The 24,750-nt window shown below is 41.7% G+C and carries 21 protein-coding genes; 15 read left to right on the top strand and 6 right to left on the bottom strand.

Translation table 11 applies throughout. From position 1 onward, the window contains the following. Positions 1-2: 2 nt before the first annotated feature. From BUQ87_RS07135 to BUQ87_RS07115, 5 genes are read left to right on the top strand one after another with little or no spacing between them, the layout of a single operon-like run. The gene (locus BUQ87_RS07135) at positions 3-4,478 is read left to right on the top strand and encodes a hypothetical protein (RefSeq protein WP_052636063.1); all 4,476 of its coding nucleotides are present in this window, start codon (positions 3-5) and stop codon (positions 4,476-4,478) included. Then, positions 4,441-5,544 (top strand): glycosyltransferase, encoded by a 1,104-nt coding sequence (locus BUQ87_RS07130; protein WP_052636062.1) that lies wholly within the window; start codon positions 4,441-4,443, stop codon positions 5,542-5,544. Before BUQ87_RS07135 ends, BUQ87_RS07130 begins: the two co-directional genes overlap by 38 nt. A gap of 18 nt (positions 5,545-5,562) precedes the next feature. Next, positions 5,563-7,620: a GAF domain-containing hybrid sensor histidine kinase/response regulator gene (locus tag BUQ87_RS07125; protein ID WP_052636061.1), complete on the top strand. Its 2,058-nt coding sequence runs from the start codon at positions 5,563-5,565 to the stop codon at positions 7,618-7,620. 4 nt (positions 7,621-7,624) lie between these two features. Next, positions 7,625-7,918: an Hpt domain-containing protein gene (locus tag BUQ87_RS07120; RefSeq protein ID WP_038263984.1), complete on the top strand. Its 294-nt coding sequence runs from the start codon at positions 7,625-7,627 to the stop codon at positions 7,916-7,918. Positions 7,919-7,963: 45 nt separating this feature from the next. Next, complete coding sequence (locus BUQ87_RS07115; protein WP_159434282.1) at positions 7,964-8,554, top strand: response regulator; 591 nt, start codon at positions 7,964-7,966, stop codon at positions 8,552-8,554. A gap of 15 nt (positions 8,555-8,569) precedes the next feature. Here BUQ87_RS07115 and BUQ87_RS07110 read toward each other — a convergent pair whose 3' ends face one another. Genes BUQ87_RS07110 through BUQ87_RS07100 form a run of 3 tightly spaced genes read right to left on the bottom strand, consistent with a single transcriptional unit; the run spans position 8,570 to position 11,871 of the window. Further along, positions 8,570-9,481 carry a glycosyltransferase family 2 protein gene (locus BUQ87_RS07110; protein ID WP_052636059.1) on the bottom strand — a complete coding sequence of 304 codons (912 nt, stop codon included), beginning with the start codon at positions 9,479-9,481 and terminating at the stop codon, positions 8,570-8,572. After that, positions 9,465-10,637 (bottom strand): glycosyltransferase family 4 protein, encoded by a 1,173-nt coding sequence (locus BUQ87_RS07105; protein ID WP_242943802.1) that lies wholly within the window; start codon positions 10,635-10,637, stop codon positions 9,465-9,467. The genes BUQ87_RS07110 and BUQ87_RS07105 overlap by 17 nt, the downstream gene beginning before the upstream one ends. Further along, positions 10,621-11,871 carry an MATE family efflux transporter gene (locus BUQ87_RS07100; protein ID WP_038263980.1) on the bottom strand — a complete coding sequence of 417 codons (1,251 nt, stop codon included), beginning with the start codon at positions 11,869-11,871 and terminating at the stop codon, positions 10,621-10,623. The genes BUQ87_RS07105 and BUQ87_RS07100 overlap by 17 nt, the downstream gene beginning before the upstream one ends. Before the next feature lie 214 nt (positions 11,872-12,085). Between BUQ87_RS07100 and BUQ87_RS07095 the strand changes: the two genes are divergently transcribed. After that, positions 12,086-12,721 (top strand): ABC transporter ATP-binding protein, encoded by a 636-nt coding sequence (locus BUQ87_RS07095; protein WP_038263978.1) that lies wholly within the window; start codon positions 12,086-12,088, stop codon positions 12,719-12,721. Further along, positions 12,721-13,500 carry an ABC transporter permease gene (locus BUQ87_RS07090; protein WP_038263975.1) on the top strand — a complete coding sequence of 260 codons (780 nt, stop codon included), beginning with the start codon at positions 12,721-12,723 and terminating at the stop codon, positions 13,498-13,500. Before BUQ87_RS07095 ends, BUQ87_RS07090 begins: the two co-directional genes overlap by 1 nt. Positions 13,501-13,619: 119 nt before the next feature. On the opposite strand, the gene BUQ87_RS07085 is transcribed toward BUQ87_RS07090, so the two are convergent. Then, positions 13,620-14,174 (bottom strand): helix-turn-helix domain-containing protein, encoded by a 555-nt coding sequence (locus BUQ87_RS07085; RefSeq protein WP_038263974.1) that lies wholly within the window; start codon positions 14,172-14,174, stop codon positions 13,620-13,622. 387 nt (positions 14,175-14,561) lie between these two features. On the opposite strand from BUQ87_RS07085, the gene dsdA reads away from it, so the two are divergent. The 3 genes from dsdA to BUQ87_RS07075 all read left to right on the top strand — a co-directional run bounded on the left by dsdA (position 14,562) and on the right by BUQ87_RS07075 (position 17,346). Then, positions 14,562-15,929, top strand: a complete 1,368-nt coding sequence (gene dsdA, locus BUQ87_RS07080) for a D-serine ammonia-lyase (RefSeq protein WP_038263970.1) — start codon at positions 14,562-14,564, stop codon at positions 15,927-15,929. 137 nt (positions 15,930-16,066) lie between these two features. After that, a complete protein-coding gene (locus tag BUQ87_RS15160) occupies positions 16,067-16,219 on the top strand; it encodes a hypothetical protein (RefSeq protein WP_159434281.1) in 153 nt (50 codons plus the stop codon). 275 nt (positions 16,220-16,494) lie between these two features. Then, positions 16,495-17,346, top strand: a complete 852-nt coding sequence (locus tag BUQ87_RS07075) for a hypothetical protein (protein WP_038263967.1) — start codon at positions 16,495-16,497, stop codon at positions 17,344-17,346. A gap of 188 nt (positions 17,347-17,534) precedes the next feature. On the opposite strand, the gene BUQ87_RS07070 is transcribed toward BUQ87_RS07075, so the two are convergent. After that, complete coding sequence (locus BUQ87_RS07070; RefSeq protein WP_038263965.1) at positions 17,535-18,818, bottom strand: hypothetical protein; 1,284 nt, start codon at positions 18,816-18,818, stop codon at positions 17,535-17,537. 273 nt (positions 18,819-19,091) lie between these two features. On the opposite strand from BUQ87_RS07070, the gene BUQ87_RS07065 reads away from it, so the two are divergent. The 4 genes from BUQ87_RS07065 to BUQ87_RS07050 all read left to right on the top strand — a co-directional run bounded on the left by BUQ87_RS07065 (position 19,092) and on the right by BUQ87_RS07050 (position 23,219). Then, the gene (locus BUQ87_RS07065) at positions 19,092-19,691 is read left to right on the top strand and encodes an RNA polymerase sigma factor (protein ID WP_242943801.1); all 600 of its coding nucleotides are present in this window, start codon (positions 19,092-19,094) and stop codon (positions 19,689-19,691) included. Further along, positions 19,681-20,862 (top strand): anti-sigma factor family protein, encoded by a 1,182-nt coding sequence (locus BUQ87_RS07060; protein ID WP_038263963.1) that lies wholly within the window; start codon positions 19,681-19,683, stop codon positions 20,860-20,862. The genes BUQ87_RS07065 and BUQ87_RS07060 overlap by 11 nt, the downstream gene beginning before the upstream one ends. 165 nt (positions 20,863-21,027) lie before the next feature. Continuing rightward, a complete protein-coding gene (locus BUQ87_RS07055) occupies positions 21,028-21,999 on the top strand; it encodes a 2-hydroxyacid dehydrogenase (RefSeq protein WP_038263960.1) in 972 nt (323 codons plus the stop codon). A 101-nt stretch (positions 22,000-22,100) separates the two neighbouring features. After that, positions 22,101-23,219: a glycerate kinase family protein gene (locus BUQ87_RS07050; protein WP_038263957.1), complete on the top strand. Its 1,119-nt coding sequence runs from the start codon at positions 22,101-22,103 to the stop codon at positions 23,217-23,219. 98 nt (positions 23,220-23,317) lie between these two features. Here BUQ87_RS07050 and BUQ87_RS07045 read toward each other — a convergent pair whose 3' ends face one another. Then, a complete protein-coding gene (locus BUQ87_RS07045; protein WP_038263955.1) occupies positions 23,318-23,647 on the bottom strand; it encodes a 4a-hydroxytetrahydrobiopterin dehydratase in 330 nt (109 codons plus the stop codon). A 242-nt stretch (positions 23,648-23,889) separates the two neighbouring features. Here BUQ87_RS07045 and BUQ87_RS07040 point away from each other — a divergent pair, with 242 nt between their 5' ends. Further along, positions 23,890-24,666 (top strand): M15 family metallopeptidase, encoded by a 777-nt coding sequence (locus BUQ87_RS07040; RefSeq protein WP_242943800.1) that lies wholly within the window; start codon positions 23,890-23,892, stop codon positions 24,664-24,666. Positions 24,667-24,750: the final 84 nt, after the last annotated feature.

The following is a 24,750-nucleotide window of genomic DNA, read 5'->3' as shown; positions in this document are numbered from 1 at the left end:
AAGTGAAGGGGATAATTGGGAGCACAAGGGAAAAAATATATTATTACAGGCATGACATTGCGGCGCTGTCAGCCCTTACGGCGTTCATAGCGCTTGTGACACTGCCCATGTACAAGGAGGGCCATATAGTTTTCAGCGATTTGGACTTTGGCCTTTTTTCGGATGACTATATGGGAGAAGTGTTTGGGGTTTGGAATGAAAGGTGGTCCACATCTACGCTTTTCAACACACCGAGGCTTTTATACCTGGCGCCGGCATGGATGATCTCAGTTTTGCTGGGCGGGCGGGGCGACATACTGATAAAGGTATTCATATTTACACTGCTGAACGTAAGCGGATACTCAATGTACCTTTTTTCAAAAAGGCTTTTCAAAGTATATTTCGGCACTGAGTTCAATTTCTTTAACATATTTGCATTTACAAGCGGGGCTGTATTTTATGCCCTAAATCCGTGGGTGATATTCAGAATACAGCACGTATACCTGCTTTGCGGATACAGTCTGTTTCCAATGGTTTTGAGGGTTTTTTTCGACCTTTTCGACCCGAAATTCCAATCGGCCAGGATAAGAGGGCATGACAGGTTCAGTGCAAGGCTACACCGGGAAAACGTAAAGGATGCATTTCTTCTGGCAATTATTTTAACTCTCAGCAGCGCGGCCATACACTATTTTTTCTATGCGGGCATATATCTTTCGGTGCTTGCAACGCTGCTGCTTGCAAAGACGCTATATGAAGGCAAAAGTGAGGGGAGCGCAAAGCTAAGGGCCTACATGCTCAATTTTTTTAAAAAGTCACTGCTGTTTGGCGTTTTCTTTTCAATGATGAGTTTTTACTGGCTGAGCCTTTATATACTTGGAATGGTTTTTGGGGTTCAGGCGTCCCAAAACAATATAAACGTCGTGGACACACTGCTTCTTTTCAGCAGGAATTCATCGGTCAAAAACGTGCTCTATTTCATAAGTTACTGGTGGCCCATGTTCAGCATAGAGAAAATAGGAGCAGGCTTTTACTCGGGCGGGGCAGTGCTTTTGGGACTTATGGCGTATGGAGCCGTTTCAAGGGCGTACAAAGATACCATAGTCGCAATATTCACCATCATTTCAATGGCGTTTATAGTTTTGGCTACAGGGGTGAAATATGTCGGCATGGCGCCTCTGTTTGCATTCATTGTGACAAACGTACCCGTAATAGGTTCGATATTCAGAGACCCAAACAAGTTCATAGGGCTTATTGCGGTAGGGTTTTCAATACTTCTTACATTTGGAGTGGAAAGCTTTTTCGAGATTTTGGGAGAAAGCTTCCTCCACTTTTTAATAAGGGGGTTTGTACTGACAGTGGTGATTGCGTCCATGATACTTTATGTACAGCCTCTTCGCGAAAACTTCATAAAGGGGTTTTACAGCCCAGTGGAAGTTCCAAAGGATATGAAGGATGCATATGAAAACATATCTGGTGAAGGGGATGGATTCAAGAGGGTGCTGCACATGCCAATTGCAGACGAGATGGTGCAGCCACATACAGGGGTAGCCACACCGTTTTGGAACAAAAACGGCAACAAGGAGGGGTTTGTGAAGGCCACAGGAGATTTCCAGGTCTATTCCTCGAAGGAGAGGGCTATATTCCACCATGAGGGCAGCAAGATGAGCGTGGGCTACTATATGGTTTTTCTTCAGGAGCTGATTGACAGGGGGCTTTCATCAAATATAGGGGAGCTCTTTTCAGCGTTCGCCGTTCAGGACGTGCTGTACAGGGATGAATACATAGGGCAGGAAAAAAGGCAGGACTTCAACAGGGACGTTCTGGACATACAAAATGGCATCCAAAAATATTATGAAAACGGCATATACAGCAACTACAGTATTAAAAATAATCCAAAATACATATATGCCCTTGCGCAAAAGATACTCACGCCCTATGGATTTACAAGGCTTGAATCCTATATGGATATGGATGGCTTTACTTTTGACAAATCGGGTGTTGTTTTTTCAAATATGGATTCAAGGCAAAGTGATGTAATTTCACAGCTGGGCGACGGAGATCTTGTAGAGGCCATTGAATATGACGACATGTTCCTTTCGTCCGTACCCGATTCGTACTATGCATATCCTTTTGACCATGTGGATTCTGCAAATGCGTTTTTGAACTGGTCAAAGGCTTTTGTCAAAAATTCAGACTGGCTCTGGTATTTGAAGTCACAGGGAATTGACAATTCCAACTTTGAATTCGACAGGGAAAGGGGCGTCGCGGTGACCTTCGCAAGCGCAAAGCTTGATGTGCAGCCCTACATGATGGACCATATCAGCGGAAACATTGTGGCGGATTTCAATTCGCTTTTGAAGCGGAATAAGTTTTTTGTTCCAGACAACCCTCAGTTTTTTTCGGTGCAGGCAAATCCTAAGAAAGAGCTCAGCAATGTAAAGCTGCTAAGGGGCCAGATTGTAAAGGGGGATCCAAAGGACATCTGGCAGGTTGCAAAGTCGGGACTGATAGAGGCTAAGGAGAACAACCCATACAGGTTCAATGTAGTTGTATCTGGAAGGGGAGTGAACAAAATGCACGTGAAGATGAGATTTTTTGACGAAGAAATGGATGAAATAGGAGTGAGCTATGTCGTGGCTCCGGGTGAGGAGACCGACTACAGCGAGGTGAATTTTTACGGCGAATACGTGTCGCCAAAGGGTGCGAAGTATATGAGAATGGACATACTGTCATTCCAAAACACAAGGCAGAGGTCATATTGGTGGATACATGATATTAAAATAGAAGATTTGCATGAGTACAGGGCTCCAAACAGCTTCAATGTGCATAAGGGAATAGAAAAGGGCGCAAAGCAAAGCGTATACATGAAGGCATTTGAGTCAAAGGCCGGTGGACAGCTCCAGCTTGAATTGGCGGGGCAAAAAATAGATGTGGACATGAAAGGCAAAAGCATGTCGAGATTCAAGTGGATAAGGCTTGGAGATTTCGAGTTTGAGGGGGAGTCTGCAGACATAAAGGTCACCAACGTCTCGGGATTCAACTCGGTGGCGTCATTTGTGGTCATACCGAAAAGGGACGAGGAGATTCTAAAGGGAAGATTTGAAATACCACTTCAAAAGTCAAAACTGTTTTTCGTGCTTGAGGCCGAAAATGACATGGACTACTCGGGAAACATGCAAAGCAGCCGATCATACCCCATGTTCAGCGGAGGAAAGGGGGTAAGGAGCCAAAGTGGAAGTCTTTGCAGAAGATTTGACATACTCAAAAGCGGAATGTATTCCATGCAGCTGAATGTAGACTCGCCGGGGCTTGAAGGTTCAAGCATTGAAGTTGCAGTAAATGACAGTGATGGCGCATTGGCATTTAAACGGGAAATAGAGCTTGACAGGCTTGAAGGGGGAGAAGCGGGGGATGAAATAGTTGTGGACTATGACGAAAATTCAGGAGGGTTTCCATACTCTCTTATAGATATTAAAAGAGAAGGGCTTTATTACAAAGTCGAAATAAGTGATATGAGGATGAAAAAGGGCAGCTATGAAATGACTGTCACCTTCAACTCGAATGCAAAGAGCCTATCGACATTTGAAGACGTGCACAAATTCAACCCGGACGAGCTTCAGGCCCCTGAGTTTTTGGAGGACATATTCCAGGAAAACTGCAGTGACTGCGAAAAAATCGACCCGTCTATGATGAAAAAGGGAATATCAAAAGACAAACAGACAATGAGGCTTGACTATGAAGCCACGTGTTCTTGCGACTGGTATGTGTATGCATCTCGAATGATGGATATCCAGGAGAGTGAAGAGTATCTCGTAAGTTTCAAGGCCAGGTCAGAGAACATAACAAAGAGGCATCTTAAGGTATATTTCATGGACGGGCAAAAAAAAGTCATAGGAACCCAGTTCATAAACGAGGTGGAGGAAAATGAAAAAAACAGATGGAATGACTACCAGCAGATAGTAAAGGCGCCTGAAGGCTCGAAATACATGCAACTGCACATATGGTGCAGGGGGGATAAAACAGAGGCGGGATACTTTGAGATGAAAGACTACAGCACAATTAAATTCACTGACATGACTCTTTTAGACAGCATAGTCGTTTTCGAAGGGAAAAGCATAAGTGACTTGTTTAAAGTAGAGGATGCTCCGGTGATTTCATGGTCGAGGGTGGACAGCATGAAAAGGGACATTCATATGGACAATCCGACTAAAAAGGCGGTTTTAATATCGTTTGGCGAGTCTCCTAGCAAGCTTTGGATAAATACATTCGACGGCAAAAAGCTCGATATAGCAGTAAATGGAGTCAGGGGAGGATTTATAAGCACAGGAAACGGGAAGGCGAGCATAAGCATAATATTCAGGAGGGTGTACTACGTTGGCATACTGATGATTGGGCTTTCATTCGTGCTTTATTTTGCGATTATGCGAATATGGTTTAGAAGAGGAAAAAGGGGTGAATCCATTGAAAAAAAACATACTCGTATTTTCAAATACAGATAGGAGCAGGGTTTATTTCAGATACTTGAACCTTTACAATGTCGAGTTTTACAGTGAAGGCATGGATATTTCCGGTTTTGGAATGGCCGTAATAGATTTTGGATCAAAGGGGGAGGCGATTGCCGGGGCAAATACTATAAGAAGTCAAAAAAGCAATATGCCGCTCCTTGTGGTTTGGGATTTTGAAAAAAAACTCCCTTTGAATTTATTTAAAAATATGGAAGGATATGGGGTTGTAAACATACACCATTACAGCGAAAACTCCATAGAAAGGCTTATAGATGATGTGGAGGCCACGCTACATCCTCAGTATCCTCAAAGGAAAAATGAAATGGCCATAGTCATACCAGTATACAATGAAAAGGCCAGGATGATCCATGTGAAAAATTTTCTTGAAAAGACCTATTCTCTTGTCCAGGAGGAATTTATAAATGCGTGCATATATTTTGTGAATGACGGAAGTAGTGATGGAACTGAAAAGCTGATAGATGATATGGTTGAAGAGAAGATCAGCCAAAGCGCATATGTTTTCAAAAAATTGATTCTGTCTTCGAAAAGCCTCGGTAGAAACACAAAAAAGGCGGGAACTTATATAGAGGCCATAAAAAGCATAAATTCAGATGTGATACTGTTTGTGGACGCAGACGATTCATTTTCCACATCGGACATATCCAGACTATTGAATATCGTAAATGAGGGATATTATGATATGGCCATAGGGACCAAAGATGAAACGGCTAAGGGAAGGCCGCTTTTGAGAAGGGGCATTTCAAGCGCAAAGAGGGCCTTGACGGCACCGCTTCTTCCAAGAGGGGTATATGATTCTCAGACGGGGCTTAAGGCCGTAAGCGGAAATGCGGCGAGATACATATACCCATATCTAAACGAGGATAGCGGGCTTGCCATAGACCTTGAAATACTCTATGTTGCAAAGAAACTGGGGCTCAGGGTTGCCCAGGTGCCGGTGGATTGCGAGGACCGGGACGGGTCTCATATAAATCTGGTAAGGGATTCAATGCAGTTTTTAAAGTCAATGCTCAAAATATATGTCAGAAACAGAAGAATATAGGGACGAGAAGGTGACGGGATGGATTATAAGGACTATCTTTTCAAAAGCTTCAACCATGTGGAAAGCGGTGTTGTAATAGCCGATGCAAGCAGCGAAGAGCTGCCGATAATATACGGAAATGAAAGCATAAGGGACATGTCGCATGATATTAGCAAAAGGAAGAGTCTTCACTGCCTTATTGAAAACTATTTCGAAAAAATTGATGAAGTATATGAGGCCCTCGGCAGGGGATTGGATTATTCGGCGGATGTTGAGATAGGCATGGAGTGGTATAGGATTTACATTTTTCCACTTGTTTCAGACGAAAAAAAGCTCTATATAGCCATAATTAAAAAGATCAATACAGACAGTGGATTTAAAAAAGAGGTCTTCATAAAAAGCTCACTTTTGGAAAATGTCTCGAATGCAATGAATGAGCTAATAGTTGAAACTGATATCGATATGGGCATAAAAAAATGCATAGGAGTTTTGGGGAGCAGCACAGGGGTTGACAGGGTGTATATTTTCAAGAACCATCCATTTGAGATTGACGGGAAGGCAACTGACAAGATAGCCATATCCCAGATTTACGAATGGGTAGGGGAGGGAATAGAACCCCAGATAGAAAATGACGACCTTAAAAACATTCCGTATGTCGACGCAGGTTATGGACGCTGGTATGAGGTGCTTAGCTCGGGAAGACCTATAGTGGGCCTCATAAGGGAGTTTCCTGAGGAAGAAAAGCCTCTTTTGGAGATGCAAAACATAAAGTCGATACTGGTCATTCCAATAAGAGTAGAAGGGGAATTATGGGGGGTTATAGGGTTTGACGACTGCTCGAATTACAGGCTTTGGAATGAAGTGCAAAAGGACATTCTAAAGACTGTTGCCGCAAACATAGGCAACATGATAAAAAGGCACGAAGGGGAGAATGAGCTTATAAGGGCTAGGGACCAGGCAAAAAAGGCGCTTCAGGCGAAATCGGAGTTTTTGTCGAATGTATCCCATGAAATAAGAACGCCTCTCAACTCAATAATAGGCATGACCGAAGTGCTCGCCGAAATGATAAGAGAAAAAGAAGGATTAAAATATGTAAACATAATAAAAAATGCCGGCGAGAATCTGCTATATCTGATAAACGACATATTGGACATATCGAAGATAGAGTCTGGAAAGATGAGTGTAAACAACAGTCCGTTCTCGTTGGAATCCATTTTCAGGAAAATATCTTCAATACTAGGTGAAAAGGCTAGTGAAAAGGGAATAAATATAATGCATAACGTTGACTATGAAATCCCGGACATACTTGAAGGCGACGAGGGCAAGATATACCAGGTGATTATGAACCTGGCGGGGAATTCAGTGAAGTTCACTGACAGGGGAAGCGTATACATGTCTGCAGAGCTGCTCTACCGGAAAAAGGACTGCTGCATTATAAGGTTTTCGGTTGAGGATACTGGAATAGGAATATCGAAAGAGGAAAGAGGACGCATATTTGAAAACTTCATTCAGGTGGATTCGTCATCGAATAAAAAGCATAAGGGCACAGGCCTTGGACTTTCAATATCGAAAAGCCTTGTTGAGCTCATGGGGGGAAAACTTCTTCTGGAAAGTGAAAAGGGAGTTGGAAGCACGTTTTATTTTGACATAGAGCTTTGCGAGGACAACAATAATTTTTGCAGCGTAAGCTTTGACGAGCTTGAAGTTTTGAAAAAAAATGATGAAGGCAGGATACTTCTTGTGGACGATTCGATGGACAATAGGCTTTTGATAGAAGTGTTTCTAAAAAAGGGCAAGTATGAGCTGGACATGGCTGAAAACGGTCTTGAGGCGTTTGAAAAATATAGAAGTGGAAGATACAATCTCATACTCATGGACATGCAAATGCCTGTCATGGATGGCTATGAGGCAACAAGAAGCATAAGGAAGTTTGAAAGCGAAAACAACTTGGTAAGGACTCCTATAATAGCGCTTACAGCATATGCGTTTAAGGAGGATGTACAAAAAAGCATTGATGCGGGATGTCAGGAGCATATCACAAAACCTGTCAAAAAGGCTGTCCTTTTGGAAGCGGTAAAAAAATATATAGAGAGGTGATAGAATGCATAAAGTGATTATAGAAAAGGATCTTGAGGACATAGTTCCAATATTCATACAGTCGAGGCGTGAAGACATTAAAAATATAGAAGCGCTTTTGGAAAATGGGGATTTCGGAGCCATAAAAAAAATAGGGCACAGCATGAAGGGTGTAGGTGGAGGATATGGATTTGATTTTATAAGCGAAATAGGATTTAGACTTGAGCAAAAAAGCGACCAAAATGACAGATCTTCAGTTCAAATTCTTACAAAAATGCTTGAGGAGTATCTGGACCATATTCAGATAGAATACGAATAAAAATATATTGTAAATGGAGCTGATTATATGGGCCTGGGGAAGATTTTGTTTTTAGATGATCAGACGGAAGTGCTATATCTGATTGAAAAAATGCTCAAAGACGAGTCGTACGATGTGCTTATAGCTCAAAATGTGGAAAGTGCATTTGAAATACTGCAGAATAATGACATAAATGTGGTTGTAAGCGATATGATAATGCCTGATATGAATGGATTTGATTTTTTGGAAAAGGTTAAGGAGGACTATCCCCATGTGGTCAGGGTGATACTCTCGGGAAATGCACAAACCGCAACAATACTCGAGGCGCTCAACAGCGGTCAGGTTTACAGGTATATAACGAAGCCGTGGAGGGTGGATGCGGTGGGAAAGAAGACAATAATGGATGCGCTGGGTTATTCGTTTTACCTCAGGGAAAGGAGGGACATGAGAAGCTTTTATTTTGACAATTCAAAAATACTCAGCATGCTTGAAAAACTGAACCAGGAATATGCGGTATACTGTGAAGACTGTATGCACACCAATGTGGACTGGATAAAAGAAAATGACCTCAGTGAGTACCAGCTGGTCAAAGAGGGATTTGAAGTATACAATATATCTTCAAAACTAAGCATATGCATAAGAGACAAAACAGAATAGGCGCCGCAAAAAAAGCTAGGCTTTTTTTGCGGCGCTTTTTGCCATTTCAAATGCGCCCACTGCGCTAAGACACATATACATCCACAGCATGCCCATGAATAAGAGCGGGTGCCTTATGTATTTTTTAATGTTGATCCACCTATAGAGAACGGGTCTGAAAAAATACCATCTCGAAAGAGCCTTTAAAAAGCCCCTTTCCTCATTTTCAATGGTCTTGTCCATGTGGGAAAAATAATACCTTTTTTTTGAAATTATATTTTGGAAAGTAACCTTTTTTTCATCGTGGTATACTCCAGTGAACAATGCCCTTTTTATAATTCCTCCAGATTCCATGTATCTTATGGTGGGCTGGGTCTCCTCGAATGATATCTGGCTGGAGTCTATGCCGCCGGAACGTATATATTCATCTGTCCTCCAAAAACGTGCGGCTTCTATGGAGTTTTTACCTATGTCGCTGCCGGCATTATTTATTATCGATCGTTCGAAAACCTTGACCTTTGAAAAGTAGTTTTTATGAAGGCTAAATGGGATTTCAGGTATCACAAGGGCTCCCACATTAGGCTTTTTTTCGAAAAATGCCAGTACGTCGGTAAGTAGGTTTTCCTTTAAGACCATGTCGGAATCGATTATGAAAATAAAATCGGGGCTTTTATCAAGAGCATTGTCTATAGAAGTCTTTCTGGCTATACCCCTTTCGCCGTGGTCAAGCTTTGAGATGCTGAATCGGTCAAAAGACGAAAGGCTCTCGTAAATGTCGTTGACTGTATTGTCATGGGAGCCGTCATCGGCTATTGATACATATATATTACTATGGTTTTGGCTGAGTATGCTGTCTATGGTGTTTTTTACATGAGGGGAGTTGTTATACGTTGAAAATGCTATTGCCACGCTGTATCTACCGAACGGATTTTTATTTGAGCTGTCCATGTATATTCACATCCTTTACTAGGGTTTCCATGAAGACTTCAAATTCTTTTGCCGTATTGTCCCAGTGGAAATTCAGTGAGTACTCGTATGCGTTTCGGCGCATTTTCTCATATGACATTTTATCGCCTATAACTGCATTCATGGCAGACAGTATGCCTGCTACTGAGTTTTCACTGCACAAAAATCCAGCGTTCCCATAGTCAACGGCATCCACTATCCCTGGAGAATCGTATGCTATAGATGGAGTGCCAACTGCGGCAGATTCCGTAACTATGAGCCCCCAACCTTCCCTTATGGACGGAAAAACCAGCGCATGGGACTTGCTCATGAGCTCAAGTTTTTTCTCGTCGGATACGAATCCCCAAAACACTATGTCGCTGCCGCTTGAAGGGTCCCCATATGAAAGCCCATATTTTGAAATTATGGGGGAAAGTGAATTTTTGATATATGAATCGTCCTTTTTGCCCACGATCCAAAGCTTTGCGTCTTTAAAGACCATCTTGAGTCTGCAAAAGGCCTCTATTGTATCGTCTATGCCCTTGTATTTTGCAAATCTGCCAACATATATGAATGTTGGAACATTCTCCTTTTGAAGAAATTCATCACTTTTGAAATGGCGAAAATTTATCCCTTCCGGAAGTATTGACACTCTTTCTGGCATGAATCCGAGGCTCACAAGATCTTTTCGTGTTGAATTTGAAACTGTAATGGTGAAGTCGTTTTTATAAAGCCTCAACAGGCTGTTTTCGCTGGCATGGCCTATTATGTTCACCGGAAACTTTGAATGCCGAAACCATATCTCCCTTGTCAGCTGGTGTATGAAAAATATCCGCTTTTCCCTTTCAACCCAAAGCGGGGAGAAGAACCTGTGTGTGTTGCACTGGTCGACTACAAAGTCTATATCAGATCTATATTTTCTGTAAAAATCCATGGCGCGGGGTATTACTGAAAACATGGATCCGCTTCTGATATACAGCACTCCGTCTATAGACTCACTCCTTTTGCAGCCTTCGAATTCAGGTGAAAAATGGACTATTTCAAACCTTCCATGGTCTATATTCTTGAGCATTTCATGGGTGAAAACTTCAGCTCCGCCCCTTTTAGGATTTTTTATATCCCTCCATGAAAGAAACAATATCTTAATCTTTTGGCTCACTTGTATTCAACTCCTTTGAAAGATTTATGGACAACAATATTAGCATTCCAGAGTATGTCAGTATGCTTACGCGGAGTATTTGGTATATGTTTTTGTGCATCAGAGCATAAAGCAGTGTTATTGATATGGATGATGCAAACAGTATTGAGACATGGTTTTTTCTTTCAAGCACTATGAACACATTCACCAGGTAAAATGAAAATGCCAGAAGAGAATACGCAGCTCCTCCCAATGGAAGCATTGACGAAGCCATCAAGTAATCCTGTCCGAATACAGCAGCCACAGTGTAAGGAAATGTGAATGTGTAGTTTAAAAGCATGAAAACGGCTATCGCCGATATGAAAAACAGATGCCTTTTTACTTTAGCTTTAAAAAAATCCATGTCGCTTGAGGCCTGGCTCAGATAAGGTATGAAAACTGTTATTACGCTGAATATTATGAAATGTGTTATCTGCGAATACCTCAGCATTACGGCATATGGGCCGGAGTGCTGTGGCAGTAGATAATTCACTGTTATCATGTCTATTGATGTGAAATAGTACAAAAAAAAGTTTGATGCAAATATTTTCGAAGCCGAAGAATACGTGTTTTTCAGGCTGTTTTTTGAAAACTGGAGTTTTTTGAATTCAAAACCATCAATCCTTTTCAAATTCAAATACGCATGCAAAAGAGATGCAGTCATTCCAATCAGTATTGAAATCAGCGCGGTGTTCAAATCCGGGAAAAAACCCATGAATGACGTCAAAAAAACTATTTTTACAAAGACTTCGACATAAAAGCTTTTGTTCAGGAGAAAAAAACGCGTACTTCCCTGGAAGTATCCCCTGAAAATGCTAAGGGCCGCGTTTACCGCAAATATTAAAAAAAGTGTAGCGAGAGAAAACAGCGAGCTGCGGGTTATGCGCAAAAGCATTGGCAACATTATAAAATAGACTGACCCGACCGCTGCGGCCATTACTGCAGAGTCGGATAGTACGCAGTATATGCAGCCGTCTTGCTTTTTTTGCGACGCCGTAATCTTTGCGGTGTATGTCTGCATTGATATTCCAAATACAAATAGTATTGCGGATATGGAAAGCAGAGAATTTAGTATCCCGTAGCTTTGGGGAGATATGTACCATGACACGAAAATGTGGAAAAAATAGTTGAGACCGTTGAGTGCCACGTCCAAAACCGGAAAGAGTATGTCTTCCTTGCTTTTAAAAAATTTTAAAATGCGGGATTGATTTTTCATATTGATTCCCCTTTTGGCAGATATAGTCAATGATATAATACCCATATATTGCAAGTGGAAACCGCATCGTAAATGAGATATACATTTGAATTTCATGTGTTATAATTATATAAATTCTGATAAAATCCAGACCTGCCAAGCTATATATCACAGGCATGTGTCACAATGTTTTGAAAGGAGGAAGCCGCTGGAAATGCTGCGGCGGCATTGCCATATGTTTGAATTCAAGAATGTAAAATACAAGGATATACTGGACATACCATGGCTTAAAATTGAAAAGGGCAAAATAACGACATTTGTAGGTCAAAGCGGCGGAGGAAAGACCACTGTGCTGAGGCTCCTGAACAAGATGATATCCCCGACAGAGGGAGAGATATTCTTTGAAGGCGAAAATCTTGGTGAAATAGACAGCGTGCAGCACAGGAGGAATGTCACTATGCTGTCCCAAAGTGCCGTGATATTCGAGGGATCCATAAGGGACAACCTGACAATAGGCATGAAATATCAAGACAGGTCTATTCCACCAGATGACATTTTAAAGAAGCTGCTAGAGCAGGTGCACTTGAAAAAGGAGCTTGAAGATCCGGCTGAAAACCTGTCGGGGGGTGAGCGGCAAAGGCTCTCGCTTGCAAGGGTGCTGCTTCTTGACTCGCCTGTATACCTTTTGGACGAGCCGTCTTCTGCCTTGGACGAAGGCACTGAAAGGCTCATAATTGAAATGATTGTAAACCAGGTGAGGGACAAGGGCAAGACTCTTGTGATGGTGACCCATTCCCAAAGGGTCGCAAGGGAATATTCCGATGTCATTGTCAGGATACAAAATGGCAGCTGCAGCGAGGAGGAAAAGTGATGAACGGTATAATAGACCTTTCCGTTACGCAGTTAATGCTTGCATATGTATTTGTGGCATTTGTGCTGTTTATCGTAAGGATAAGGGGGATAAAAAGGGAAAGGGAGATTTTGCTGTCTTCAGTAAGGATGACACTGCAGCTCATGCTTACGGGATATTTGCTCCTTTACATATTCAGCAACCCAAGTCCTCTGCTTACGCTTGTTATAATAGGCATAATGGAATCATTTGCCGTATGCACCGTGTTTATAAAGTTCAAGGGAAAGCTTTCGAATGGGCTTAAAAGGGTGATTGCAGCTTCAATGAGCATCGGGACAATTTCGTGCCTTTTGTACTTTTTGCTTGTAGTGGTGAGGATATATCCTTGGTATGACCCGCAGTATTTCATACCAATTGCCGGCATGATGATAGGAAATTCAATGACTGGAATATCAATAGGAGTTAATTCCCTTGTGGAAAGCATGACTGTAAGAAGGGCTGTTGTGGAAGAGGCTCTAATGCTCGGAGCTTCGCCGCAGGAGGCATCCAGGGACATTGTAAACAGAGCATTTGACGCAGCAATTTTGCCGACCATAAATTCAATGCTCGGAATGGGTATAGTGTTTTTGCCTGGAATGATGACAGGACAAATACTCTCAGGAACCATTCCGACTACGGCAATAACATACCAAATTGCCATAATGCTTGGAATACTGGGGGCTGTTTCGTCTACAGTCCTGATAATGCTCCAGTTTGGATACAGGACTTTTTTCAACAGACAGAGCCAGCTTTTGAGGTAGAAACTCTGCCGGGACAAACAGCGCTGCATTGAGATTTTATATATGGTATCATGAAGAATAAAAACCAGTGAAAGCCTGCAAGAAGGTCTTTTACTGGTTTTTATTTTGAATATTTGAGATTAAAAAGACGGAGGGGTTATGGCGAATACGACCTGTGTTTCTTCACCGTAGTCATTTTTCCATCTGTGCTTCATGTGTGGAACAAGCTTTATGCTGTCGCCTTTTTCTAGTGTAATCACACTATTTTCGATATGTATGTCGACCGTGCCGCTGAGTACATATGCAACTTCTTCTCCATCGTGCGACATAAGCTCGTCTGAAGACTGTGAGCCGGGAGTGAGCTTCATGAGTACGAATTCTATGGCGCCGCTCAAGTCGGGCGAGAGCAGTTCGTATGAAAAATCATTATTTTCGGCAAATGTGATTTTTTTTCTCCTGTTTGACCTCACCACAAGGTCATCTGTATTGGCGTCTATTGTAAACAGGGTGAAAAGTGGAATGTCAAGAGCCTTTGCTATCGACTTGAGAGTGTTTAGAGAAGGGTTTGCTAGGCCCCTTTCGATCTGGCTGAGCATTGAAGGCGTTACATTTGTAAGCCCTGAAAGCTGTTTCATGCTCAAATCCTTTGATTTCCTGAATTCAGATATTTTTTTCCCTACATCTATGTCATTCATATATTCTGGCCAATCGCAAAATTATAACTAAGTTAATTATGCGAAACCGCCGTATTCACATCCTTTCTATTTGAAGCTCTTTTAAACCTGAAGACAATTTTAATGGATTTTCCGATTATAAAATAAATATTACTTATTATAACACGTCATATTATTTTTAGTACAGGAAGGGAAGAATGGGTATTTTATTAAGAGTATCTCTGATTAAGGGGAAGTAGTGCCTGGAGCATATATAAATATCAAGCAGTTAGTTGGGTAATATGATTGACTAAAATGAGATGCGATGTTAAAATCTACTTAATTAAAATTAATCACATTTAATCCGGTTGGAGTGTACTTAGAATTGACTCTTGTTTTACTAAAATTTCAAAGGGAGAGGTGCATGTAATGAACGATAGAATTTTTGAAGGAAAGCCCCTGAAGCAGTGGATGGATGAATATCCCATGCTGAGAAGCATGGTTGAAACCGATGAAGTTTTTTGGACAAACCACAAATACGAGAAATTTGAAGATGCCATAAAGAAGATAGGCCTCACTGAAGACGATGTAAGAGAGGCAGAGGAAAGACTTGAAAGATTTGCGCCGTATATAGCAAAGGTGTTCCCCCAGACGAGAGAGACCAACGGGATAATAGAATCTCCGGTAGTATTTATAGATAATATGAAAAAAGAGCTTGAGAAGATGTACGGCCAGGATATGCCTGGAAAACTCATGCTCAAATGCGACAGCCACCTTCCAATATCGGGTTCGATAAAGGCAAGGGGTGGAATATATGAGGTTCTAAAGCACGCTGAAGACCTGGCACTCGAAAAAAACATGCTTTCGAAAGACGACGACTATTCTGTAATGGACGGTGAAAAATTCAAGGAGTTTTATTCGGGATATTCAATTGCTGTCGGGTCTACAGGAAACCTTGGCCTCAGCATAGGGATAATGAGCGCCCAGCTTGGATTCAAGGTGTATGTTCACATGTCGTCAGATGCAAAGCAGTGGAAAAAGGACATGCTAAGAAGCAAGGGAGCCGTAGTTGTAGAATATGATTCGGATTACAGCAAGGCTGTTGAAGAGGGAAGAAAACAGGCCGAATCAGACCCGAATATGTATTTTATAGATGATGAAAATTCAAAAAATCTGTTTTTGGGATACTGTGTGGCAGCCGGAAGACTTAAAAAGCAGTTTGATGAAATGAACATAGCTGTTGATTCTGACAATCAGCTGTTTGTATATCTTCCATGCGGAGTCGGAGGAGGCCCGGGAGGGGTTGCGTTTGGATTGAAGCTGATATTCAAGGACAACGTCCACTGCTTTTTTGCCGAGCCTACCCATTCGCCTTGCATGACCATGGGGCTTATGACGGGGCTTCACGAAAAGGTATCTGTCCAGGATTTTGGAATAGACAATATAACCGATGCCGATGGGCTCGCGGTTGGAAGGCCTTCGGGTTTTGTTGGAAAGACGCTCGAAAACCTTATAAGCGGTTCTTACACGGTGAGTGACGAGAAGATGTATGCAATGCTTAAGAAGATGATTGATTCAGAAAAAATTGAACTTGAGCCTTCAGCGCTTGCGGGAGTTATAGGACCTGTAAAGCTCCTATCAGAAGAGGCAGGAAAGGATTACATTAAAAAGAAAGGTCTCGATGGCAAGATGGAAAATGCAATTCACATGGCCTGGGCTACAGGAGGAAGCATGGTTCCAAAGGAAATCATGAAAGAATACTACAAAAAGGGGCTTGAAATCCTAGAAAGACAATAGCTGTTGAATTAACTCCGGCTTGAAATACACGAAATGAATTTAAAGTATAATTTGAAAATATATTTTAAAAAATGAAAGATCAGGGTATATATAATATATCAGGTGACGTGTATATGTTTTGAACGGAGGTGTCTGGAATGACTCAAAAGGTTTTAGGTCTTGAGGAAAAAGTAAAAGAGCTCGAAGCTAAAATGAAAGAAAAAGACATGATTATAGAAAACTTGAAAAAAGAGCTCCACAGAAAAGAGATACAATGTAAGAAGTTAGAGCATCCTTTCGATAAGGACTAATGGAAAAGCTAAAATGAAACGGGAGAATACCCGTTTCATTTTATTTTTTGGAACAAAAATAGAGAATAGTTATTAAATAGCATATTTGATTCAAGTTATAGGGCTTGATGCGTAAATAGGGCGATTAAAGCCGGCCAAGTACACATTTGGCATACAAGACATTTAACAATATCATCTAACTATCATCACAAAACCATAACATTTGGGGGGTATTATAAGAGCGTAAGGTGGATGAACCCCAAAGACCCATATTGAACTAAAAAGGAGTGTTGAAAATGAAAAGGAATAGCATATTAAAAAACAGGCTTGTAGGCGCAATGTTGGCAGCCGGAATGATACTCTCGTCAGGAGCTATGGCGTTTGCTGACGGCAGTGCGGCAAATGTCCAGGACACAGGAAAGCCGGCTGTGGTTAGAAAGGTAGACGATTCAAAAAGAGCATTTAAACTTGGAGAGAAACTAAAAGACAATAAAGTAAATGTTGAACAAAAGGCTGAAAGGCTTGAGGCAATGCTGTATGAGCTTGTGGATGCAGGTGTAATAACTCAAAGCGAAGCAGACGACATAATAGAGTATGCAAAGCAGATGCACGAAGAGAGAGAGCAGGAAAGACAAGAAGAGCTTGAAAAGATAAATAATATGACAAAAGAAGAGGCAAAGGAATATATCGCTGAGAAAAAAGAGGCGAGAAAGTCTACAGAGAAAAAGGGAATATTCGAGCAGATGGTTGAAGACGGCGATATGAGCCAGGACACACTTGATTCGATTAAGGCTTACCATCAAGAGAAAATGGAGGAAAGAATAAAGAATGACCTTCAGGGGCTTGTAGACGATGGAACTCTTTCTGAAGATGACGTGGATGCATTAATTGAATACATGCATGAAAACAAGGATGAAAGAAAAGAGGAAATGGAAAAGGTTAAGGAAATGACTCCAGAAGAGAGAAAGGCCTATTTCGAGGAAAAAAGGGAGTCTGGAGAAAAATTTGGAATATTTGAGGAAATGGTCGAAGATGAAGTGCTGACTCAGGAACAAGCCTATGCAGTGAAAGAATTGCTAAAGCCGGCAAAGCCTGTAAAGCCAGCCAAGAAAGATTTTGGAAAGAATATAGAAGGACTTAGAAGATAACAGATTCTAAAAAACTGAAATTACTACCGCTTATCAATAGAAATACCCCCTGAAAGTATTCCTGTTGACAAACACCCGGCCGTCAAGGCCGGGTGTTTATTTATGTCTGGGAGGGTCTAAAATAGACGCCACATGAAGAAAGCCCCTGATTTCTGAGTGATCAGGGGCTTTCTTCATGTGAATATTAATTATTTCAAATCTTCAACATCAGAAGTTATAAGCTTTAAATCTCCACCTTTGACAGACCATGTGGATTTTACAAGGGCTATGGTGTCTGCGTTGCATGTTCCCTTTATGCTCTGCTGCGCGGCAAATTCATATGTGCCGTCACTGTCAGTGTCAACAGGTTCAAGGTAAAGAGCTCCTTGCATTATAGGCACCTCCCTTTGAAGCTTGTTGTCCTTGTATTCGTATCCTTCATAAACATCCTTCCTTTCAGAAAGGTCAATGTCATATGTCTTTCCGGTTTGAGACACTGTCACGGACGCCTTGTAGCCGTCTTTGAAAGAGCCCTCGAAGTCAAGTTCCATATTATATCCAGAATATATGTCGTAGCTTACAAGTATAATGGGTTTTGAATCCTTTATGGTTACGAGATTGTAATTGGTATATCCGCCGCTTCCGCCTGTTGCTGCGCTTATGAATATGTCTGAGGTATTGTCGCCGTCAAAGTCGAGAAGCTCCATGTCAGGCTGGTATCCTCCATCTGAGCTTTCAGAAGGCTTCACTATTATTTCTTTTCCTGTTGAGGAATCTTCGACTACAGCCACAACATGCTCCATGAAAATGGATTTACCGAAGTCGTCCTGGAAGTTTTGCCCCATAAGAGTGACCGTATCGGCCTTTCCGTCCCCTGTCACGTCTGCTGTCTTTTTAGACATTACAGTGGAGTTTTGAGAAAGTCCGTATTTTGAAGGATTTTCAACTTTTGCAAGTGATATTGAAAGCGTCTTTGAATCAGAATAAGCATCAAGCGAGTAAAGCACCCCGTACTTAAGCCATGAAGCCTTAATTTCAGACGCTTTGTAATCCGATACATTTGACTGAAGCGGGGCTCCAAGCTCTTTTGTAATGGATGAGAGTATGTCCTCGTTTGTAAGTTCCAAAGGCATATCGACTTTTATTCCGCTGACATTTTCACCTTCAACAATATAGCTTGTATTAAGTTTCTTTTCAATTCCGAACCAGTTTTGTGAGTAGTCTATTGAAGAGAGCTTTTCGCCAGTGTTACTTTTAGTATATGATTTTTGACCTTCGCCTATAACTGATTCAAGGTTTTTATATGGAGCATCTAGAAACACGAAAGCTGTAACCGGCATAGGTGCTATGTACTGTGTATCTGAAGCGGCCTGTCCGGAGTCGGATTGAACCGTTTGGGCCTCAGTTGCAAAAGAGGCGTATCCCGATGCAACTGAGCATATAAGAGAAAGAGAAAGTATTGAAGCTGCTATTTTTTTGCCTTTACTAATCATTTTAATTCCTCCTGTATAATAATCATTATCTGAAACATTATTGTTTTTCTAAATAGAGTATAAACCTTTTACATTTGAAAATAGTTACAAAGAGGTTACAATTACATTAGATTTTTCTTAAAAAGCGTAGGAGTAGTAAAAACTGAATTTTTTATAATGAATAGGGAACTTTTTTAACAGTCCAGCGGTCTAAACTTTGAAGGGATTTAATGAAATGAAAATCCATATGTGGTATTATTTTTGTACGTATGGAAATAATGCATGTGGAGGAGAATGGAAATCATAATGGATAATCTGGATGAGATATTTCTTATAAAGTCTTCCCAAAAAGGCGACATAGATTCTTTTGAAAAGCTTATAGAAAGTCACAAGCAAAGAGTCTATGGCATAGCCCTTAAAATGACTAAAAACCGGGAAGACGCACTTGATGCGTCGCAGGACGCACTTATAAAGGTGTACAGGTCGATAGGGAAATTCAGCTTCAAGTCGTCATTTTCGACTTGGCTGTACAGGATAGTGGTCAACTGCTGTATAGACCACATGAAAAAGCAAAAAAAGCTAGTGCTTATTGAGCGCAGGGACGAAGAGGGCAGGGAAAATGCAATCGACAGGATAGAGGCAGAGGATACTCCAGAGAGCATATTTGAAAAGAAGATAAAAAAGCAGGAGATAAGAAGGGCATTTGACGAGCTGGAGGATGAGTTTAAAACGGTAGTCATACTAAGGGACATAGAGGGATTTAGCTATGAGGAGATAGCAAAGATCAATGACATATCCCTTGGAACTGTGAAGTCAAGGATAAGCCGGGGGCGGAAAAAGCTTCGGGATATACTCATAAGAAACAGGGCAGGAGGTGATGGCGGTGAGATGTAGTGAATGCATTGAAAATATAGACCTTTATATAGACAATATGCTTGATGAAGTTGAACATGAAGAGATGAGAGCGCACATGGAGTCTTGTGAAAACTGCAAAAGGGAATACGAAGAAATAAGAAGCATTGTCGAGGGCCTTGGAGAGCTTCGTGTTGAGCCGCTTCCAAAGGAGTTTGATAAGATGCTCAGGGAAAGGCTTGAAAGTGAAGTGGCTTTGACAGAAAAGGGGCCGAAAGAAAAATGCAATAACAATGCAGTCGCATTTTCAAAAATTGCAAAGAGATTTTCATATATAGCGGCGAGCATAATGATAATAGCAGGAGGATATTCGCTGTACAAGCAGATCGAAAATGCAGACATATACACGGGCGGAGAAATTGCAATTACGGAGAATTCCAATCCGGAAAAGGAAGGAGATTTGAATATAGCACTGGATGAAACACAACATAACAGCCAGCCATATAATGAAAATGAAAGCTATTTGGCTCTTGAAAATGAAGAGATTCAAACTGAAGGCGCAGGCAAAACCGGTGAAATCGACGAGAAAAAAATGGTTGAAACGGCACAATCAAAATATCCTCTGGAAGTTCAAACAAGGGAAATTCAAAGGAGCATAGATGAAAAGCAAAAAGATTTGCAGTCTGAAGTTCAAGATGCAGAGGTTGAAAATCTGAATTCTGCTGATATAGATATAAAAGAGGGTGAAAACAGCTGGCAGATGGCAGTTGAATCAGCAGAGGCTAAAGAACAGATTGAAAGTACCAATGATGGTCCAAATATCATGTCACTTGCAAATGAGCCGGAAGCCGATTCATTTAACAATACAGAGCAAAACCGCAAAGGATTTGAAACGGAAAGTAAAAGCGGCGTAATGTCCATGGATTTTGACATGGGCGTAGGTGTTACGTTGGATATGGAAAATTATGACGGGAAAACTGTTGAAACAGGAACTGAAGTGACAATAACTGTAATTTCAGAGAGAACCGTTGAAGATTCGAATATTGATTATGATGAAGAGCTGCTTGAAATGGCAAAAGGCGAGACTGTCGACGGAAAAGTTGCACTTCACTTCATACCTAAAAAGCCGGGGCAGTCACAAATTGATATTTCGGTTGGAAATGAATCAGGAGAGCTTATAAAGACGAGCATAAAAATAATAGTTAAAGAATAGATTGAAGTGATTTTGTTAAAAATGGAATAGTACTGATTACAGGAAGGTGCCTTGCATTAAATTTTACGGGGCGCCTTTTTGCATATAAAACATCTGCATTACTTTATATTTGTTGGGTAAAATGTTGTAAAATAGACTGTAGTACAAAAGAATGGGGGTATTTTCATGAAGAAGATATTTATAACGAGGAAGATTCCGCAAAAGGCTGTTGATTTCTTGAGTGAAAGATTCGATGTTGAATATAACGACTCTGACATCATGCTGCCAAAGGAGGAGCTAATTGGAAGAGTCAAAGACAAGGACGGGGTGCTTTGCCTTCTCACTGACAATATAGATTCAGATGTGATTTCGGCTGCGTCAGGCAAGTGCAGGATATTTGCAAACTACGCAGTCGGATACAACAACATAGACGTAAAGGCCGCAAGCTCTAAGGGCATAATAGTGACAAACACCCCGGGAGTGCTTGACGATGCGACTGCAGACCTTGCATGGGCGCTTTTATTTGCCGGCGCAAGGAGGGTCGTGGAGGCTGACAGATATGTAAGGGATGGAAAGTTTGACTCTTGGAAGGCCACCCTTTTTCTGGGGATGGACATAAGCGGCAAGACAATGGGGGTTGTAGGCTCGGGAAGAATAGGAACTAATTTTGCAAAAAAGGCAAAGGCATTTGGAATGGACATAATATACACAAGCAGACACAGAAGTGAAAGGTTCGAAGAGGAGACGGGCGGAAGGCATGTGTCTAAGGAGGAGCTTTTCAGGGAGTCTGATTTCGTATCTCTTCATATTCCGCTTACGGAAGGGACAATGCATTATGTATCTGAAAGGGAACTTGACATGATGAAAAACTCATCAGTCCTCATAAACACGGCAAGAGGGCCTGTGGTCGATGAAAAGGCGCTTGTGAAGGCCCTTCAAAGTGGACAGATATGGGGAGCCGGGCTTGACGTGTTTGAAAACGAGCCCCAGATAGAAAAAGAACTGTACTCAATGGACAATGTCGTGCTTCTTCCTCACATAGGCTCGGCGACCGTGGGCACCAGGGAGGAAATGGGAATGATTGCAGCAAGGAACATAGCAGATGTACTTGGGGGAAAAGCTCCAGAAAACTGTGTGAACCCTCAGGTTCTGGGATAAGCGGAGAAAATGGGCTAGAGAAGGATTTGCGACTGGGAACGAAAGCTGCGCATAGTGATATCAAAACAAGGCTAAATCCATATGAAAGGACGGGTTTATAATTGAAAATAGTTGTTTCGCCTGACTCATTCAAGGGATCGCTCTCGTCATCGGAGATAATAAGCATATGCGAGAAAGTAATAATAAGGCATGTTAAAGGCGCGGATATAATCCACATGCCCATTGCGGACGGAGGAGAGGGGACTCTCGACGTGTTTGCGGGCATATCTGGAGGAAAAGTGGAAAACATAAGGGTGACAGGCCCGCTCGGGAGCGGAGTAAATGCACAGTTTGGCCATAGAGATGACACTTTCATAGTAGAGATGGCAAAGGCAAGCGGCATAACACTGATTTCCCAATATGAGAAAAACCCGCTGAAAGCCACCAGCATTGGTACGGGCGAGATCATAAGGTGCGGGCTTGATAGGGGGTACAGAAAATTCATAATAGGAATAGGCGGAAGCGCCACAAACGACGGTGGAACAGGCATGCTTTACGCCCTTGGAGCGAGGTTTTACGACGGCGGGGGAAAAGAGCTTTATCCAAATGGTGAAAGCCTTGCGGAGATAGAGAAAATAGACATGGATGGATTCGACAGCAGGATATGGGAGTCTGAAATCCAGGTCATGTGCGATGTGGACAATCCACTTACGGGTGAGCGAGGAGCCACATATACATACGGGGTACAAAAGGGTGCGGATGAAGACATGCTCGTGCTTCTTGAAAAGGGAATGAAAAATTTTAGGGAAAAGGTCATAGAGGAGTTTGGCGTGGACATGGACACCATAAGTGGAGCGGGGGCCGCTGGAGGAATGGGCGGTGCACTGAGCGTATTTTGCGGGGCGCGTTTGCTTTTGGGGATAGACGCAATACTTGAATTTGCAGATTTTCCGAGCATTATAGAAGATGCCGACTTTGTTATAACTGGAGAGGGCAGGATAGATTCGCAGTCCATGCACGGAAAGGCAGTCTTTGGCATAGCAAAGATGTGCAGAGAAAAAGGAGTCCCGGTTTATGCGCTTTGCGGAGGTATTGAAGGGGATGTTAAGGGCATATATGAAATGGGAGTGAAGAGTATAATGCCCTTAACAAACAGGCCAATGAGCATTGAAGAGGCTATTGAAAATTCAACCGAGCTATTGGAGGATGCCGTGGACAGGATGCTAAGATTTATACTGTAGGCCGGCAAAAAAGCTGAAGCATTACAGCTACTTCAGCTTTTGCAGCTGGCTTAAGCTTGTGGTGCGAGGTTTTTTCTGAAAAGGTGTGGCCGCTTGGTTTACAGCTTGTCTGTTTTCATTGCCATTATGAAGTCGTTTTCACTGAGGCCGTGAATTTTGTGGGTTGTAAACGAAACCACAACTTTTCCCCATGAGAGCATTATGTCCGGATGGTGGCCCTCGTTTTCAGCAAGATTTCCAAGATTGTTTGTGAATTCAAGAGCATCCTTGAAATTTTTGAACTTAAAAGTCCTTTGGAGCTTTACATCGTTTATGACCTCCCACTCGTCGCTTACAATGTCCATAAAAGACATTATGTCGTTGTGGTTTAAGGGTGTGTCTCCAATAGAGCATGGAACGCATTTTTTATTTTCAAGTTCTACAGCCATTTTCATATCCCCTTTCAAATTATGAATTTATAGACTACAAAAAGCATCATACTGAAATATTACCCTTAATGATGAACTGTAAAAGAAAAATATTGTAAACAAAAATATAAAAAATGTATAATATTAAGAGAGCATTGATTTGACAACTTGACATTTTGAGTATTCAATAAATTCAGTCCAAGTGGAAAACAATAAGAAGTGGAAAAGCCAAGCCTGCGGCATATGGCTGTAAGGAGGATGTAATGGGGCGCAGATCAGATGAAAAATCAGTAAAATTAAAAACGGGAGCGCTTGCACTATTTGGGGCAGTGCTCCTTTCGACATATCCTTTCGATCCGGCTTACGAGGCTTCAAGCACGGATATTTTCAATATATTTGAGGACATGTATATAATGGACATCATGGATTTGGATTTACAGAAGGAAAAGCAGGAAGAGGTGTTTGAGGAAGTGTTCAAGTCTGAGGATATACCAAAGCACATAGAAGAAAAGATAACCGGGGTGTCGTGGAATGAAAATGCGCCTGTAGGCATTAAGGACCTGAAATACTTGACTGTTACATATGTGGGATTTGACCAAAAGAGGCATACGGGAGAACTTGTAGTCCATGAAAAGGTGGCGGACGAAGTTATTGACATATTCAATGAGCTTTACCAAGCTGGATTTGAGATAGAAAAAATCAGGCTTATTGACGAGTATGGCGCTGATGACGACCTGTCCATGGCTGACAACAATTCATCTGCCTTTTGCTTTAGGAATGTAGATGGAACAAAATCGCTTTCAAAGCACAGCTATGGCATTGCAATAGACATAAATCCCGTCCAGAATCCGTATATAAGGAATTCGATAATATCCCCGCAGCGGGGAGCGGAGTACGAGGACAGGAAAAATATGAGACCAGGAATGATAGTGCCGGGAGATACCTGCTATAATGCATTTAAAAGCAGAGGCTGGACATGGGGCGGAGAGTGGAATACCATGAAGGACTACCAGCACTTCCAAAAGAAAATAGATATGTAACAGGAAAGAATCCCCTGGAACTTTAAAGTCCTAGGGGATTTTTAAAACTCCGACAATTAAGTATGTCAGCAAAGGTATTGAAAT

It is taken from the genome of Peptoclostridium litorale DSM 5388 (genome assembly GCF_900141635.1).
Lineage (GTDB): Bacteria > Bacillota > Clostridia > Peptostreptococcales > Peptostreptococcaceae > Peptoclostridium > Peptoclostridium litorale.
This window is presented reverse-complemented; position numbering and strand designations above follow the sequence as displayed.

Bases quoted from the DNA above. Each gene is read 5' to 3' on its own strand.
- BUQ87_RS07075 (WP_038263967.1), top strand. From the start codon at position 16,495: ATGAAAAGGAATAGCATATTAAAAAACAGGCTTGTAGGCGCAATGTTG.
- BUQ87_RS07065 (WP_242943801.1), top strand. From the start codon at position 19,092: ATGGAAATCATAATGGATAATCTGGATGAGATATTTCTTATAAAGTCT.
- BUQ87_RS07100 (WP_038263980.1), bottom strand. From the start codon at position 11,871: ATGAAAAATCAATCCCGCATTTTAAAATTTTTTAAAAGCAAGGAAGAC.
- BUQ87_RS15160 (WP_159434281.1), top strand. From the start codon at position 16,067: ATGACTCAAAAGGTTTTAGGTCTTGAGGAAAAAGTAAAAGAGCTCGAA.
- BUQ87_RS07125 (WP_052636061.1), top strand. From the start codon at position 5,563: ATGGATTATAAGGACTATCTTTTCAAAAGCTTCAACCATGTGGAAAGC.
- BUQ87_RS07055 (WP_038263960.1), top strand. From the start codon at position 21,028: ATGAAGAAGATATTTATAACGAGGAAGATTCCGCAAAAGGCTGTTGAT.
- dsdA (WP_038263970.1), top strand. From the start codon at position 14,562: ATGAACGATAGAATTTTTGAAGGAAAGCCCCTGAAGCAGTGGATGGAT.
- BUQ87_RS07085 (WP_038263974.1), bottom strand. From the start codon at position 14,174: ATGAATGACATAGATGTAGGGAAAAAAATATCTGAATTCAGGAAATCA.
- BUQ87_RS07095 (WP_038263978.1), top strand. From the start codon at position 12,086: ATGTTTGAATTCAAGAATGTAAAATACAAGGATATACTGGACATACCA.
- BUQ87_RS07090 (WP_038263975.1), top strand. From the start codon at position 12,721: ATGAACGGTATAATAGACCTTTCCGTTACGCAGTTAATGCTTGCATAT.
- BUQ87_RS07110 (WP_052636059.1), bottom strand. From the start codon at position 9,481: ATGGACAGCTCAAATAAAAATCCGTTCGGTAGATACAGCGTGGCAATA.
- BUQ87_RS07120 (WP_038263984.1), top strand. From the start codon at position 7,625: ATGCATAAAGTGATTATAGAAAAGGATCTTGAGGACATAGTTCCAATA.
- BUQ87_RS07070 (WP_038263965.1), bottom strand. From the start codon at position 18,818: ATGATTAGTAAAGGCAAAAAAATAGCAGCTTCAATACTTTCTCTTTCT.
- BUQ87_RS07040 (WP_242943800.1), top strand. From the start codon at position 23,890: ATGGGGCGCAGATCAGATGAAAAATCAGTAAAATTAAAAACGGGAGCG.
- BUQ87_RS07045 (WP_038263955.1), bottom strand. From the start codon at position 23,647: ATGGCTGTAGAACTTGAAAATAAAAAATGCGTTCCATGCTCTATTGGA.